A 14111-nucleotide genomic window follows, 5' to 3' on the forward strand; every position below is an offset into this window, starting at 1 on the left:
ACCCGGAGCTGCAAGTTGAGCGATAGTCTCGAAATCTGGGGCGGCGTTGAATGCAGCGTCGTGCGCCTGCGCGAGCGGACCCGGGATCAACTCCGCGAGACCGGCCATTTCGACCGTGCCGGCGATCTCAGCCTCATAGCCGAGATGGGTATCAAGACCTTGCGATACCCCGTGCTCTGGGAACTGGTCGAGGGCGATGGTTCGAGCGACTGGCGGTGGCCGGACGCGCGTCTCAACGAATTGCGAAGGCTTGGCGTGAGGCCGATCGCGGGGCTGGTCCATCATGGCAGCGGACCGAAATCGACCCATGTGCTTGATCCGGACTTCCCCGAATTGCTGGCCAGGTATGCCGGGCAAGTGGCGCAACGTTATCCCTGGCTGGAGATGTTCACGCCGATCAACGAGCCACTGACGACGGCGCGCATAAGCGGCCTCTATGGACTTTGGCATCCGCATGGCACCTGCGAGGCAACCTGCTTCCGATTGACCGTCGCGCAGTGTCGCGCAACCGCGCTGGCCATGAAGGCAATCCGAGAACACATACCTGGTGCGCAACTTGTCCAGACCGAAGATTTTGGGCGGGTGTTCTCCACGCCCCGCCTCCGCTACCAGGCCGACTATGAAAACGAGCGGCGATGGCTGGCGCTTGATCTGCTGAGCGGCCTGGTTGACGACGACCATCCATTCCACGGGCGCTTACTTGACGCGGGCGTGGACCGCCGTCATCTCGACGAGCTGAGCGCGGACCCTTGCCCCCCCAATGTCATTGGGATCGATTACTACCTGACGAGCGACCGCCTGCTCGACGACGATCTCCGGCGGTATCCAGACGAGCAGACTGGGGGGAATGGCATCGACGCCTATGTCGACATCGCGGCGGTGCGATCTCAGATGCGCGACCACGCACGTTTACGATTCCGGCTAAAGGAAATTTGGGATCGCTACCGCAGGCCAATCGCCGTCACCGAGTTGCACAACGGATGCACGCGTGAGGAACAGTTGCGGTGGCTGATCGAGGGATGGCAGGAAGCCAAGGCGGCGAGGCACGACGGAGCCGACATACGCGCCATCACTGCCTGGTCACTGTTCGGGGCCACCGACTGGAACTCGATGCTGGCGCATCAAAAGGGCTATTACGAGAGCGGAGCCTTCGACGTGCGGGACGCGAGCCCGAGAAAGACTATCATCGCGAGCGCTGTGAGCCAAATCGCGAAGGAAGGTGCATTCGATCATCCCGCGCTCGATCGGCCCGGTTGGTGGCGAACGGAGTGCCCACCGACAAAGCCAGCACGGTCAATGCTTCTGGCAGGTTTTGGCCGAATGGCGTCCGTCATCGAGGAGTGTTGCCACATGCGTCGATTAGCGGTTCGCCCAACGCCGCCGGACAAGCTCACGCAAGAGCTGGCGCAGACGAATTCCTGGGCCGCGATAAGTATTGACGACGCAGGTCGGTCCTCGCGAGGATCGCTGTCAGCTCTAACCAATCTTCGCTGTCGGTTTCCCGGCATCGCCACGTTGGATCTGCAAGCCGCCCGTACGATCGGCATGGTCGAGACCGCCAACGCCTTCCTTGACCTCGTAGTGGACGGACAAACGGGGATGTTCAGGCTTCTGCGGGCCGAGCCCAACAATCAATATTGGATAGAGGCTGTCGCAGAAGACGAGAGCGGCGCCAGCTACGCCGTCTAACAGGTGCCGTCACGTAACTTATCTGTCGACATTACTGGCTGGCTATGGCGCGCCTTCCCTGCTGCCTGAGATGCGATCGGCCCACCGCCGGCGAAGTCTGCACCTCCGACAAGGCAGCGGGCCGTGTCACGGCTCCCCGATCTTGTTGGTGACGCAACATGGGTTACCAGGCGCCCTGTTTTATTGGTAGTCATCCGTCAAAAAGACTATATACGCACTTCGTGAGCGGCCCACCGGCTTGGCTCGTCCATGCTGCGGAAACAGTATAGCAGGTAGAGAACCGCGCCTGCCTCGTCTCTGGCACAGAAAAACAAGCGCCCACTCTGGACCCAGAGCGGTGCCAACTGCCCATGACTGCGGCTCTCGGGCGGACCCAAGGCGGAGCGGCTTACTGCAAGGCGGGCTGTGAAGGTTGCTTGCCCGGCTGATCACCGCCCGTGCTGGATCGAGGTGTTGGGTCCCTGTCCACCTCTGGATTTCGATCAACGGGGGCCACGTTCATATTGTCAGCTTTGGACTTTGCAGGATCGGTTTCCGCGGGGTTCGGGCTGGAGGATGAGGGCGCCTGACTATTCTCCTGTGGCGCTGGCTTCTCCTCGGTCGCAGGCGTCTTTGCCGCCTCACCATAAATCTCGGCAACGCCGCATGCGATCGCTGCCAGCACCAGTGCGCAGATCAAAACGGCAAGAACCGGAAGTCCGCGGCCACCCTGGCGCGCTTTCTTTCCTGGGATGTCATTGGCCATCGAACACCATCGTCAAGAGCACATGGCCGTGCGAGCACCACGGCCAGAGGTGAAACCTGCTGCTTGGCTAACAAGCGATCCCCAAGGATGTTCCACAATGAACCAATAAGAAGCCGATAGCCGTCGGCCTCATCTCTGGCGAACCGCGTAAGGTAACGCCCGGCCGGAGGGATTCGAGCCCCAACCATGCGGTTATGAGCCACCGGCTCTAACCATCAGCTACAGGCCCCGCGCGGGCTGGCTTAGTGTTTTTCTTGTCTTCGCACAGGGCTTTCGAAAGCGCTGGCGCAAAATGCCAAAATCAGCCCATATTCGAGCCGTAGAGCGGCCTGCGCCTTATGGCGCGAAACAGGTCCGGCCCTTGCGCCGCGCTGCCGGGTATCGACGCTTTTGCGGGGTCGAGGCAGATGCGGCGCGGAGCGTCGGATCGCAGACCTCGAGGAGTTTTCATGACCAGACATCTTTTGCCTATCGCGCTCGCTGCCGCAGTCGCATTCCCGGCGCTGGCAAGCGCCGCCGACACGCAGCCCCCACCCCGCATTATCGTGTCCGGCGAAGGCGAAGCGACGGTGGCGCCCGACATGGCGATCCTTTCGCTGAGCGTCATGCGCGAGGCAAAGAGCGCGCGCGAAGCGCTCGACGCCAACAACGACGCCATGGCGGCGGTCATTGCGGCGATGAAATCCGCCGGCATTGCCGAGCGCGACCTGCAGACGGCGGGCATCCAGATCAACCCACGCTACAACTATACCAACAAGGCCGACGGCAGCCAGGAGGCCGAGCTCGTCGCCTATCAGGTGACCAACACGCTGTCGGTGCGCGTGCGCGACGTCGATAAGACTGGCGAGATCCTCGACAAGGCGGTATCGCTCGGCGTCAACCGGGGCGGCGGCATCGCCTTCACCAATGACGATCCGAAGGCGACGATCACCGAGGCGCGCAAGAAGGCTGTCGCCGATGCGATGGCGAAGGCCAAGACACTCGCCGAAGCGGCCGGCGTCAGCCTGGGCAAGGTGCTCGAGATCACCGACCAGAATATCGCGCCGGCGCCGATGCCGATGGCGGCCAAATCATTCGACGCGGCCCGTTCGGCCGTCCCGGTGCAGGCTGGCGAGAATTCCTACAACGTCCAGGTCACGGTCACCTTCGAGCTGAAGTAACGATCGGCCGGCACGCCGCAGGCGCGCCGCCACCATGCAAAAAACCCCGGGGGATCGTTTCCTCCGGGGCTTTTTCGAGCCACGCCTCATCGTGAGAGGCTGATAGGCGATCCTCGCAGATCGCCCTCTCAACCTCAGCGATAGATGATTGGGCAGCCGCGCTCGTTGGCGAACACAACCACGACGCGGTCGCCATACTGGCGGCCGACGACCTTCACCGTGCGGCGGCTGACGTCGACGATGCGGACGCGGTGGAGGCCCATGCGCTCGGCCTTGTCGAGCGCGCGGTCCGGCGAGCAGCCGCGCCAGCCGCGGTCACGGCGCCAATCGCGGCGGTAGTAGCCGTCGTCGTCGCCCGTATAGACGCCGAAGCGCGGATCCTGGTTGTTGCCGAAACCGAGATAGAGGCTGTCCGCATGCGCCGGGATGGCGGCCAAGGTGCCAAGCCCGACAATAGCCGAAAGGGCTGCCGTCTTGATCTGGTTGAACATTGTCTTCTCTCCTTGTTGTGGGCTTTCGCCCGTAGAACCGATCATTGGAAAATGCCTTTTTGCACCTGAACTTTCCGCGAACCGGCCGTTCATGTCCGGTTCATATAAGCGCGAACCCGCCAGGGTTCGTCGCTCGCACTCAAAAACGCCACCCCAGGAGTTCTAAACGCGAACCCGCCAGGGTTCGTCGCTCCCCGTGAAAAGTGCCGTTCAGGGTTCTAAACGCGAACCCGCAGGGCGTCGTTCCTCGCCACAAGTGCCCCTCAGCGGTCGTCATCAGGATGCGAACCGGCTACGGTTCATCGTCCAATATATAATCAAAATAGTCGTCCGGCTCGGCCAGATCGGTTTCCTTGGCCTTCACCCGGCCCTGGATCGAAATGCCGGCTTCATGCACGGTCGCAGCACTTCCCGAAACGAGCCTGTGCCACCAATAGAGATCATGGCCCTCGGCGATCAGCCGGTAGGCGCAGGTCTTGGGCAGCCAGGTGATGGTGCGCACGTTCTGCGGCGTCAACCCGACGCAGTCGGGCACCCTTGTCAGCCGGTTTGCATAGTCGGAGCAACGGCAGCTTTCGGCGTCGAACAGCCGGCAGCCAACGCTTGTCCAGAAGATCTCGCCCGTATCCTCGTCCTCGAGCTTCGACAGGCAGCATTTGCCGCAGCCGTCGCAAAGCGATTCCCACTCGGCCGGGGTCATCGCCTCAAGCGTCTTGGTTTTCCAGAATGGCGCGGTCATGGGGGTGGATTTGGCCCTCCGCGGCCTCCCGGTCAAGCGCTGCTGACCCAGTGACCCGGTATCAACATTAGAAAGACACGAAATTGCCTTCAAAAGGCCGGCCGAACATCCTTGGCTGGCGTCAATGCCCTGTAACGGAACCAATTGCGGCTGATGAAAGTTTGGGCAGGGATGGGACCCCATTAGGAGAAAATGATATGAAACGCCAACCACGGATTCTGGCGGGCACGGCAATCGGTCTGCTTATGGCATCCGCGCCGTTGGGCGCGTACCCGCTGCAGGGGGGTGTCGCTTCCGGCGGCCTGCACGGCGCACCGTTGATATTGGCTCAGGCCGCTTGCGCCGAAGGCCAGTCGGCCGAGGAATGCGCGCAGGGCGGAGCCGAACAGCCGAAGAAGAGGAAGCGCGAGCAGCAGCAAAGCGAATCGGCGCCGGCAGCCGAGCAGGCAGCACCTGCCGAGACCGAGCAACAGCCGCGCAAGAAGCGGCATGAGCAGCAGCAGATGGACAATGCCCAGTCCGGGGCAGCCCCGGCCGAGCAGCAGTTCAAGCCGCGCAAGAAACGCGACCAGCAGCAGATTGAGGCAGCACCCGCCGATCAAGGCGGCCAGCCCGCGACCGACGAGCAGCAGTTCAAGCCCCGCAAGAAGCGCGACCAGCAACAGCAGATCGAGGCCGCGCCGGCCGACCAGGGTGGCGCACCCGCGACCGAGCAACTGCAGCCGCGCAAGAAGAAACGCGATCAGCAGCAGCAGATCGAGGCTGCGCCGGCCGACCAGCAGCCCACGGAACAGGTGGCGCCGGCTGCCGGTGACAAGCAGCAAGGCAACCAGGGCCGCAAAAAGCGCAAGCACAATCAGCAGCAGAGCGAGCCCGCCGGCCAGGCCGGCGATCAGGTCGCGCCGACCGACCAGGCCGCCCCCGCCAACGACAATCAGCAAGGCGGCAACCAGTTCAAGAAGAGGCACAAGCAGAACCAGCAGGGCGAGACCGCCCCGGCCGAGCAGACGCAGACCAACGAGCCGGCCAAAAAGCTGGCGCCGGCGGGTGAGCCTGTGCCGCAGGCCGAGCCACTGCAGAATGGCGAGCAGCCGGTCCAGGGCGAACAGGCCCAGGACAGGAAGAAGCGCGGCAAGAAACCGACGGCCGAACAGCCGGCGACGGGTGAGCAGCCCGCGACCGGCGAACAAACCAAGACCGGCCAGCCCACGACCGGCGAGCAGCAGCCTGTCACCGGTGAACAGCCGGTCACCGGCAATCAGCCCGCGAACAACAACCAACCGGCCGCCGGCGGCAATGCCGCGCAGGGTGAAACCGCCAATCCCAACGAAGCGCCGGTTCTGGACAGCCAGAAAGATGCCTTCCGCAAGCGTCGCGGTGGCCAGAATGGTGGCGCCCAGAACGACAACGGCCAAGCCGGCAATGGCCAGAACGCCAACCAGGCCGGACAGCAAGGCGGCGAGCAGGCGCAGCAGCCGGCTCCGGTCGATCAGGGCCCGCCGCCCTCGGACGACAAGTCGGCGCAGCAGGCGATCAAGCCCGAGAGGATCGTCCCGGTCGACCAGGAGAAAGGCAAGCGCATCGAGCTTACGCCGGAACAGATCGTGCGCGAGCGTCGCCGGCCGCAGGGCGCGGATGTCGTCAAGCAGTTCGGCGACCGCGTGATCCTGCAGTTCAACAACCAGACGTTCGTGGAAAGCAACGAGGCGCCTCGCATCACCCGCGGCGCCAGGGATGTCTACTACGAGGATCTCTCCGGCGGCCGCACCCGCGAAATCGTCGAGCGCGACAACGGCGTCAGGATCATCACCATCCGCAATCGTAATGGCGACGTCATCCGGCGATCGCGCATTACGCCGGATGGCCGCGAATATGTGCTGACCTATGTCGACGAGCGCTACTACAACGATGTCGACGAGTGGCGCGATCCCGGCGACGAACTGCCGCCGATGCGGCTCACCATCCCGCGACGGGACTACATACTGGATTCGGAGGAAGTCGAGGATCCCGACGAGTATTATACCTTCCTCGAGCAGCCGCCGGTGGAGAGGGTGCAGCGTCTCTACTCGATCGACGAGGTGAAGCGGTCGGCCCGCGTGCGCGATATCGCTCGGCGTATCGATCTCGATACGCTGAACTTCGACTTCGGCTCGGCGACGATCTCCGACACCGAAGTGCAGAAGCTCGATGGCGTTGCCAGCGCCATGGAAAAACTGCTCAAGAAGAACCCGGCCGAGACCTTCCTGATCGAAGGCCACACCGACGCCGTCGGCACGCCGGAGGCAAATCTTGCCCTCTCGGATCGTCGTGCCGAAGCCGTTGCCGAGGCGCTCACCAATGCCTTTGGCATCCCGGCCGAGAACCTCACCACGCAGGGCTATGGCGAGGAATATCTCAAGGTCAACACGCCTGGGCCGAACCGTGAGAACCGCCGTGTCGCCATCCGCCGCATCACCTCGCTGGTGGCGCCGGTCGCGAGCAACAGCGAGCAGTAATGGATGCATGTCGCCCAAAGTGTGCAGCGGTTTTGGGGCAAACGACATGCATTAGACAAAGACATAGACCGCGTCGCGCTGAATTCGTTCAGCGCGACGCGGTTTAGCCTTTGATCTCAAGGTCTGATCGGATTTTTGGATTCAGAGCTTGAGATGAAGGCCCGTCCGCGTCGGACGGGCCTTTTCCTTTCCTGGCTCAAGAAGATTTGTCCTGTCGACTGGAGCTAACTCATTGAATTGCCGCATTGCGACACCCAGATTCCAGACAGGGCGTTCCCTGCCCTGTCCCGACTCCAGCGGGACACGACTGAGCCCCGCCGGTCCCCCTCTCCGGCGGGGTTTTTTGTCTTGAAAACCGGCCCTGTCTGGCCGAAATACCCTCTATCGCAATCTGACCGGAACCCTTCATGAAGCGTCTCGAACTCGCCATCGAATCCGTCATCCTCGCCTCGCGCTGGCTGCTGGTCGCCTTTTATCTCGGGCTCGGCGTCGCGCTCGCGATCTACGCGCTCTCCTTCGGCAAGAAGCTCTACGAGTTCGTGACGAGCGTCTTCACGCTCGGCGACACGGACACGATCCTGAAGATGCTCGGCCTGATCGACGCCGCGCTTGTCGCCTCACTGGTGGTGATGGTGATCATCTCGGGCTACGAGAATTTCGTCAGCCGCTTCGACGATCAGGACGGCGAGGTCCATTGGCTGGGCACGATCGATGTCGGCTCGCTGAAGGTCAAGGTCGCCTCGACCATCGTCGCGATCTCGTCGATCCATCTGCTGCAGATCTTCCTCAACCACTCTTCTTACACGGCGGAGCAACTGATGTGGCTGACCATCATGCATCTGGCCTTCGTGCTTTCGGCGCTGATGCTGGCCTATATCGACCGGGTGATGGCGCTGGCCAAAGGCAAGAAGATGGAAGAGTAGGCGCGAAGAGGCGCTCGGGCCCACAAGCGGCCAAGCGCAGATTCCGTTTTACCTCCGCGATAGCGTGCATTGCTCCGTAAACCGCGACACAGCTGCGTGTCGTTTTCGACAGGCGGATGGCGCGGCCCTCAGGCCGCGCTCGCGATCCCGGCCGCAAAGACCATGACCGTGGGCCGGCATTTCGCCGCTCTGGAGCAGCCGGACCTGCTCGCTGAAGAGGTGCGCGGGTTCTTCAGGCCCTGCGCGGCCGGCTCGTAGAGGCGAGGTCCGCGTAACTGCCGCTACCGCTCATCGTTCGAGGCGAAGACACGTCCGTCTCGCCTCGCGCAGAACTTCGGCCCTAAGCAGCGAGGAGCCGCCGGTTCAGCTGCATTTCTCGCCCGGAGCCGCCGTGTCATGGAAGCCAGCTGAGCTCGGCCTTGAGAGCGCGCGTTTGGCCGTGCGGAAGATGGTTTCAAAAAAAGCCGGCCATATAGCTGAAACGGTAATCTTTATCAGGGCGGACAAAATTGTAACCGGTTGCGACCTTAGTATCGTCGCTCTTGTACATAGACCATATGGCCAGCAATTCGCCGTGGTGAACAAAGACCTTGTCGGTCTTGAAGTACGTTCCCGGCATCTTCTTCTGGAAGTCCTCGATATGCGCGATGAGGCCGTTGCGCGTTTTGCCTTCTCCACCCGGGTTCGTGAACACGACGTCGTCGGAAACGCTCTGCTTGAGAAGGCGCTCGCGTTCGGCTGCGACGATTGGGCCGTAGGCGGCGAGATAGGCGTCCCACCGTCGTTCAAGACTATCGATAGCCATAATCAAATCCTCGGATATTTTCGTGTTTGCCCCAAGCATGGGAGTGAAACGCGCAATTGACCTTCAACGTGCTCAGGGAATATATGTCTACGGGGCCGTACGGTCGATAATCGAAAGCCCAAAACCGTTTACGTATCGTCCAATCCGCATGGATCCATTCCTCGATCTCATTGGCTTGCTTCGGCCGCGCGCAACATTATGGGGAGGTCTTGAAGCCTCAGGCCGATGGGCTCTGTCGTTTCGAAAGAGAGACGATCTTCTGTTTTGCTGGGTCGAGCAAGGCGAGTGTCAACTGGTCCGGTCCGCTCATTCACCCGTGCTATTGCAACGCGAGGATTTCGTCCTGATCCGGACTTCCGCGCCATTCACTCTCACGTCGGACCCGTCGATAGAGCCGGTGGACAGTGAAGCGGCGGTCGCTGCGACAAAGAATCCTCGTCTGCGGCTCGGTGAGGGCACGGACTCCCCCGTTACCTTGCATGCGGGCCGGTTCGGCTTCGATACGGCCAATGAGAATCTTTTGGCCGGTCTGATGCCATCCTTCGTCCATATACTGGCCGATGACACATCCTCGGGCCGCGTGCGCTCGCTGTTGTCGATGAACGAGACAGAATCCAGATATCCTGGACCCGGCAGCGAATTTATCATCGCACGCTTGGTTGAATTGATCCTTGTGGAGATATTGCGGACAAAAGTGCCGCAAGTGGATGAAGAGCATGCAGGTCTGCTCGCCGGCCTTGCCGATCCGGTAACCTCGCGCGCGCTCTCTGCAATGCACAAAGACGTTGCCCACAACTGGACCGTTGCGGATCTAGCTCGGCTTTGCGGTGTTTCCCGGTCATCATTTGCTACCAGATTCCGCAAGGTCGTGGGAACAGGTCCTATCGAATACCTGCTGCAGTGGAGGATGGCCGTGGCCAAGGATGAGCTGCGCCGCGGAACGCGGAGCGTTGGGGAGATCGCCCTGGCGATCGGCTTTCAATCGTCGAGCGCATTCAGCACGGCGTTCGCACGCGTTGTGGGATGTCCACCGAAATACTTCAGCTGCCTCCCTCCAGGGCAGCTTTGATCTCGTCGACACGCGGTAGGATGTAGCCGAAGCCACGCATCGTGCGATGAACGATCCCTCAAGCCTGTCGTGCGGATTTCCGCAGGAGCTGACGCGTGGGCCTGCACGTCAGCGACGTGACACGGCCGAGCGCCCTGGTCAGCCGTGCAAAGAGGCCGCGACGAGGCTCTGCATCGAGGTGGTAGGACGACCGATCAGCCGACCCAGCGCGCCACCGTCGTCGAACAGCGCCCCGCGCGAGGCCGCGACGTCGGCATCGGCCAGAAGTGCAGCGAGATCGGCTGGCAGGCCGGCACCCGTCAACAGATCCCTGTAGTCAGCCTCGGACAGATCGTTGTGGATGATCGTCTTGCCTGATTGCCGCGAAACCTCCATCGCAAGCTCGGCAAATGTGAAGGCATGGTCTGCGGCGAGCTCGTAGGTCCTCCCCACCTGATCGCTGGCCGTGAGCACCGCGGCTGCGGCCTCGGCATAGTCCCGCCGCGCGCGGATGGCGCGGCCCTCAGGCCGCGCTCGCGATCCCGGCCGCAAAGTCGCGATAGGTGTGCAGGGGGCGGCCCAAAATACTGACCAGCCGTACAACGTCATCGGCCTCCGGGATCATGCCGTCGCAGACATAGCGTTCGGCCATCAAGCGCATCTCGTAGGCCGTCCATTTCGGCATGAAGCTCGCCATGTTCTGCTCGAACGCGCCGGGATCGTCGCCCCCATAGACCACCGGGCGACCCAGAAGGTCCGACCAGATCCTGGCCACGTCGGGGCCGGTCAGCGTGTCGGGCCCCACCACGTTGATGGTCTCGACCGGCAGCTTGCCGGGCGCGGAGTCGCGGCGGATCAGCTCGATCGCGGCTACTTCGGCGATGTCACGAGCGTCGACCATGGCTACGCCCTTGCTGCCAATCGGCATCGGATAGACGCCGTGCTCCATAATGACGTCCTTTACCATCCACTCGTTGTCGATGAAGTAGGTCGGACGCAAGATCGTGGCGCTGAAGTCCATCTGCACCAGCATGCGCTCGGCGCCGAACTTCACGGCGAAATGCGGGACGTTCACCGCCCGATCGGCTTCGAACACGGAGAGATAGACGACACGGTCGACGCCCGCTTCGCGAGCAACGTTAAGCGTGATGATCGCCTGGGCAAATTCGTCACCCGTGACGGCATTGAGCAGGAAGAGCGTGCTCACGTCTTTGAAGGCGCTGCGCAGTGCATCGATGTCGAGGAGATCGCCCTTGGCGACGTCGACACCGGTCGGAAAGCTGGCTTTCGCAGGGTCGCGGGTCAGCACACGCACGGTTGCGCCGCGCTGGAGGAGTTGATCGACGACATGGCGGCCGACGCGGCCGGTGGCACCTGTAACGAGGATGGTCATTGGGGTTCACTTTCTGTTTGAGTTAAAAGGCACGCTCAAAATGAGTGATCCACATGCATCCCGATAGATGGTATGTTTGGACGGGTCGTCTCACTGGTGGAACAGAAATGAACAAAATCGTGGATCTTCTCGCTCTTGCCGACTTCAACCTGGTGGCCCGCCACGGCGGGTTCGGAAAGGCCTCGCGCGCAGCCGGCCGGCCAAAGGCTACTCTTTCCAGACGCGTGGCCGATCTCGAGGCAAGTCTTGATCTGCGCCTGTTCGAACGTGGTTCGCGGACGCTCAAGCTCACGGAGGAGGGACGGGCCCTGTTTGAACGAACGGGCTTTCTGCTCACAGAACTGGATGAGACGGCGAAGGCGATCGCTTCGGGCGGCCATAGCCCGCGTGGCCGCCTACGCATTAGCGCGCCACTGCTCTTTTCTCAGACCGCGGTCGGAAAGCTCGCGGCCGGCTTCGTCCTTAGATACCCGGAGGTTCGGTTGGAGATCACCACGGAAGACAGGGCCGTGGATATGATCGAAGAAGCCTACGACCTCGTCATCCGGGTGAACCCGCAGCCGGATGCCAGCCTTGTCGGGCGAGTGTTCCTGCGCGATCGGCTGGTGGTGGTGGCCAGTCCGCACCTGACGGCCCCAGCCTCTGGGCACCCTGTTCCCGCGATCAGTCGAGGCTCGTTGAACGAGTCCGAAGCCTGGCAAGTCATGACCTCGTCCGGCAAGTCGACGATCAACGCCAAGCCAGTGCTCAGCCTGGCGTCATTCGTCATGGTCCGAGATGCGGTGCGCATGGGGCTCGGCGCCGCGCGCCTGCCGTTGTCGCTTGCCAGTGGCGATCTGGCTGCCGGCACACTGGTGCATTGGGGGGATGTGTCAGGGCCCGAGACGGCGCTTTGGGCCCTTTATCCCTCGAGGCGTTTGCTCAGCCCCCGCGTGTCAGCGTTCCTCGACTACTTGAAGGAAGCCTTTCCGCAGGGGACGGCTGATGAATTGGCAGCCTATGTCGCGGACTGAGCAATTCGGCCACCGTTCCTACGAACCCACCCGCGGCGAGCAAAACGGCGAACAAGACAAGCGGAGCAAGTGGGAAAACTCCGGGTGGCGCAACACGCTCAACACCGCAGCCGCCATGGTGACGGCCGTTGGTGTCAGCGCAACGCGTGTTGCACGCCCGGTTCTGTCAACGTGACATCGGCTGAGCGCCTGGCTCAGCCGTGCAAGGAGGCCGCGACGAGGCTCTGCATCGAGGTGGTCGGACGACCGATCAGCCGCCCCAGCGCGCCACCGTCATCGAACAGCGCCCCGCGCGAGGCCGCGGCGTCGGCATCGGCCAGAAGTGCAGCGAGATCGGCAGGCAGGCCGGCGCCCGTCATCACATCCCTGTAGTCAGCCTCGGACAGGTCGTTGTAGATGATCGTCTTGCCCGATTGCCGCGAGACCTCCGCCGCAAGCTTGGCAAATGTGAAGGCATGGTCTGCGGCGAGCTCATAGGTCCTCCCCGCCTGGTCGCTGGCCGTCAGCACCGCGGCTGCGGCCTCGGCATAGTCCCGCCGCGCCGCGGATGAGAAGCGCCCGTCCTTCGCAGCGCCGACGAAGGCGCCGTGCTCAAGCGCTGCCGGGAGCGCCATGAGATGGTTTTCGGTGTACCAACCATTGCGCAGGATCACGGCGGGCAGGCCCGAGGCAGCGATGACCTCCTCCGTCTGCCGATGCTCGATCGCGAGCATCGCGGGCGACGTGTCGGCGTGCAGCATGCTCGTATAGGCGATCAGCGAAACGCCGGCCGCTGTTGCTGCGTCGATCACGGTACGATGCCGCGGAAGGCGGCCACTGACTTGGGTCGAGGAAATCAACAACAGTTTCTCGACGCCGGCCAGGGCCGAACGGAGCGTGTCGGGCCGGCTGTAGTCAGCCTCGCGCACGACACGCCGCGTTCGGTCAGATCGCTGGCCTTTGCAGGGTCGCGAACCGCCGCGACGATCCGGTCAGCGGGAATGGTCTTCAGCAGCGCCTCGATCACGAGGCGGCCCAGTTGTCCTGTTGCTCCAGTTACTGCGTACATTGTTCAGTCCATTTCGTGTTTGTCGGATGAATAGCCCCTAAATAGCGACGATCGTTACCACGGGAAACCACGTATCTTGGGGTTACCATCGTTTTCCGGTAACCAACTGGAAACTGCCCCGCAAAGGGATGTGCGATGGTTCTCAAGGTAAGGAAGAAAGTGGCGACGCTCCCCGGTTGCCCGATGTCGAAGTGCATGGATCTGCTCGGCGGTTGCTGGACGCCGGAGGTGCTCTGGTCATTGAGTGAAGGGCCGCGCCGGTTCTCCGAATTGCGCCGCGATAACCCCTTCATCTCCGCGAAGGTCATGACGAGCCGGCTGCGTGACCTTGAGCAGCGTGGCGTCCTGACCCGCCACGTCATGCCGACGTCGCCTCCGACGGTGGAATATGAGCTGACGTCATTGGGGCAGGAACTGCTCCCCGCGATCAGATCGATCGTCGATGTCGGTTCGCGCCTGCTGCTGCGTGACTCTTCAGGCTAGAGCGATGGCGCGGTTTGCTTGCCGAGAAAAAATTCCGAAGCTGGCGGTCGAATTGGAATAATCTATCTCTACAGACTTA

16 protein-coding genes are annotated in these 14111 nt (G+C 62.4%); 8 read left to right on the forward strand and 8 right to left on the reverse strand.

Annotated elements, in window-relative coordinates; genetic code table 11:
- Positions 1-15 precede the first annotated feature (15 nt).
- The gene (locus EJ072_RS25180) at positions 16-1689 is read left to right on the forward strand and encodes a family 1 glycosylhydrolase (RefSeq protein ID WP_126081779.1); all 1674 of its coding nucleotides are present in this window, start codon (positions 16-18) and stop codon (positions 1687-1689) included.
- A 388-nt stretch (positions 1690-2077) separates the two neighbouring features.
- On the opposite strand, the gene EJ072_RS25185 is transcribed toward EJ072_RS25180, so the two are convergent.
- Positions 2078-2434: a hypothetical protein gene (locus EJ072_RS25185; RefSeq protein ID WP_126081780.1), complete on the reverse strand. Its 357-nt coding sequence runs from the start codon at positions 2432-2434 to the stop codon at positions 2078-2080.
- Positions 2435-2883: 449 nt separating this feature from the next.
- On the opposite strand from EJ072_RS25185, the gene EJ072_RS25190 reads away from it, so the two are divergent.
- On the forward strand, positions 2884-3594 hold the full coding sequence (locus EJ072_RS25190; RefSeq protein ID WP_126081781.1) for an SIMPL domain-containing protein: 711 nt from the start codon (positions 2884-2886) through the stop codon (positions 3592-3594).
- A gap of 134 nt (positions 3595-3728) precedes the next feature.
- Here EJ072_RS25190 and EJ072_RS25195 read toward each other — a convergent pair whose 3' ends face one another.
- Both EJ072_RS25195 and EJ072_RS25200 read right to left on the reverse strand, forming a co-directional pair.
- Positions 3729-4085: a hypothetical protein gene (locus tag EJ072_RS25195; RefSeq protein WP_126081782.1), complete on the reverse strand. Its 357-nt coding sequence runs from the start codon at positions 4083-4085 to the stop codon at positions 3729-3731.
- Between the two features lie 292 nt (positions 4086-4377).
- Complete coding sequence (locus EJ072_RS25200; RefSeq protein WP_095817408.1) at positions 4378-4824, reverse strand: YcgN family cysteine cluster protein; 447 nt, start codon at positions 4822-4824, stop codon at positions 4378-4380.
- 197 nt (positions 4825-5021) lie between these two features.
- On the opposite strand from EJ072_RS25200, the gene EJ072_RS25205 reads away from it, so the two are divergent.
- The 3 genes from EJ072_RS25205 to EJ072_RS36135 all read left to right on the forward strand — a co-directional run bounded on the left by EJ072_RS25205 (position 5022) and on the right by EJ072_RS36135 (position 8500).
- Entirely contained in the window at positions 5022-7319 is a 2298-nt protein-coding gene (locus EJ072_RS25205) for an OmpA family protein (protein WP_126081783.1), read from the forward strand.
- A 407-nt stretch (positions 7320-7726) separates the two neighbouring features.
- Positions 7727-8242, forward strand: coding sequence for a TIGR00645 family protein (locus EJ072_RS25210; protein WP_126081784.1), 516 nt, complete (start codon positions 7727-7729; stop codon positions 8240-8242).
- A 96-nt stretch (positions 8243-8338) separates the two neighbouring features.
- Positions 8339-8500, forward strand: coding sequence for a hypothetical protein (locus tag EJ072_RS36135; protein ID WP_189343093.1), 162 nt, complete (start codon positions 8339-8341; stop codon positions 8498-8500).
- A 196-nt stretch (positions 8501-8696) separates the two neighbouring features.
- Here the strand turns inward: EJ072_RS36135 and EJ072_RS25215 are convergent, their stop codons facing one another.
- Positions 8697-9047, reverse strand: a complete 351-nt coding sequence (locus EJ072_RS25215) for a nuclear transport factor 2 family protein (protein WP_189343094.1) — start codon at positions 9045-9047, stop codon at positions 8697-8699.
- A 148-nt stretch (positions 9048-9195) separates the two neighbouring features.
- Between EJ072_RS25215 and EJ072_RS25220 the strand changes: the two genes are divergently transcribed.
- Positions 9196-10116: an AraC family transcriptional regulator gene (locus tag EJ072_RS25220; protein WP_126081786.1), complete on the forward strand. Its 921-nt coding sequence runs from the start codon at positions 9196-9198 to the stop codon at positions 10114-10116.
- A 138-nt stretch (positions 10117-10254) separates the two neighbouring features.
- Here the strand turns inward: EJ072_RS25220 and EJ072_RS25225 are convergent, their stop codons facing one another.
- Entirely contained in the window at positions 10255-10569 is a 315-nt protein-coding gene (locus EJ072_RS25225) for a hypothetical protein (protein WP_189343095.1), read from the reverse strand.
- Between the two features lie 49 nt (positions 10570-10618).
- Positions 10619-11488 carry an NmrA/HSCARG family protein gene (locus tag EJ072_RS25230; RefSeq protein ID WP_126081787.1) on the reverse strand — a complete coding sequence of 290 codons (870 nt, stop codon included), beginning with the start codon at positions 11486-11488 and terminating at the stop codon, positions 10619-10621.
- A 119-nt stretch (positions 11489-11607) separates the two neighbouring features.
- On the opposite strand from EJ072_RS25230, the gene EJ072_RS25235 reads away from it, so the two are divergent.
- Positions 11608-12501, forward strand: coding sequence for a LysR substrate-binding domain-containing protein (locus EJ072_RS25235; protein WP_126083745.1), 894 nt, complete (start codon positions 11608-11610; stop codon positions 12499-12501).
- 194 nt (positions 12502-12695) lie between these two features.
- Here the strand turns inward: EJ072_RS25235 and EJ072_RS25240 are convergent, their stop codons facing one another.
- Both EJ072_RS25240 and EJ072_RS37575 read right to left on the reverse strand, forming a co-directional pair.
- Positions 12696-13409 (reverse strand): NAD(P)H-binding protein, encoded by a 714-nt coding sequence (locus EJ072_RS25240; protein ID WP_348526749.1) that lies wholly within the window; start codon positions 13407-13409, stop codon positions 12696-12698.
- Entirely contained in the window at positions 13337-13549 is a 213-nt protein-coding gene (locus tag EJ072_RS37575; RefSeq protein ID WP_348526750.1) for an SDR family oxidoreductase, read from the reverse strand. Before EJ072_RS37575 ends, EJ072_RS25240 begins: the two co-directional genes overlap by 73 nt.
- Positions 13550-13684: 135 nt before the next feature.
- On the opposite strand from EJ072_RS37575, the gene EJ072_RS25245 reads away from it, so the two are divergent.
- A complete protein-coding gene (locus EJ072_RS25245; protein WP_126081788.1) occupies positions 13685-14032 on the forward strand; it encodes a helix-turn-helix domain-containing protein in 348 nt (115 codons plus the stop codon).
- The last annotated feature ends 79 nt before the right edge of the window (positions 14033-14111 follow it).

Source organism: Mesorhizobium sp. M2A.F.Ca.ET.046.03.2.1, assembly GCF_003952425.1.
Lineage (GTDB): Bacteria > Pseudomonadota > Alphaproteobacteria > Rhizobiales > Rhizobiaceae > Mesorhizobium.

Excerpts from the sequence above, each read along its gene's own strand:
- EJ072_RS25215 (WP_189343094.1), bottom strand. The coding sequence starts at position 9,047 with ATGGCTATCGATAGTCTTGAACGACGGTGGGACGCCTATCTCGCCGCC.
- EJ072_RS25195 (WP_126081782.1), bottom strand. The coding sequence starts at position 4,085 with ATGTTCAACCAGATCAAGACGGCAGCCCTTTCGGCTATTGTCGGGCTT.
- EJ072_RS25190 (WP_126081781.1), top strand. The coding sequence starts at position 2,884 with ATGACCAGACATCTTTTGCCTATCGCGCTCGCTGCCGCAGTCGCATTC.
- EJ072_RS25205 (WP_126081783.1), top strand. The coding sequence starts at position 5,022 with ATGAAACGCCAACCACGGATTCTGGCGGGCACGGCAATCGGTCTGCTT.
- EJ072_RS25200 (WP_095817408.1), bottom strand. The coding sequence starts at position 4,824 with ATGACCGCGCCATTCTGGAAAACCAAGACGCTTGAGGCGATGACCCCG.
- EJ072_RS25220 (WP_126081786.1), top strand. The coding sequence starts at position 9,196 with ATGGATCCATTCCTCGATCTCATTGGCTTGCTTCGGCCGCGCGCAACA.
- EJ072_RS25230 (WP_126081787.1), bottom strand. The coding sequence starts at position 11,488 with ATGACCATCCTCGTTACAGGTGCCACCGGCCGCGTCGGCCGCCATGTC.
- EJ072_RS25210 (WP_126081784.1), top strand. The coding sequence starts at position 7,727 with ATGAAGCGTCTCGAACTCGCCATCGAATCCGTCATCCTCGCCTCGCGC.
- EJ072_RS25185 (WP_126081780.1), bottom strand. The coding sequence starts at position 2,434 with ATGGCCAATGACATCCCAGGAAAGAAAGCGCGCCAGGGTGGCCGCGGA.
- EJ072_RS37575 (WP_348526750.1), bottom strand. The coding sequence starts at position 13,549 with ATGTACGCAGTAACTGGAGCAACAGGACAACTGGGCCGCCTCGTGATC.
- EJ072_RS25245 (WP_126081788.1), top strand. The coding sequence starts at position 13,685 with ATGGTTCTCAAGGTAAGGAAGAAAGTGGCGACGCTCCCCGGTTGCCCG.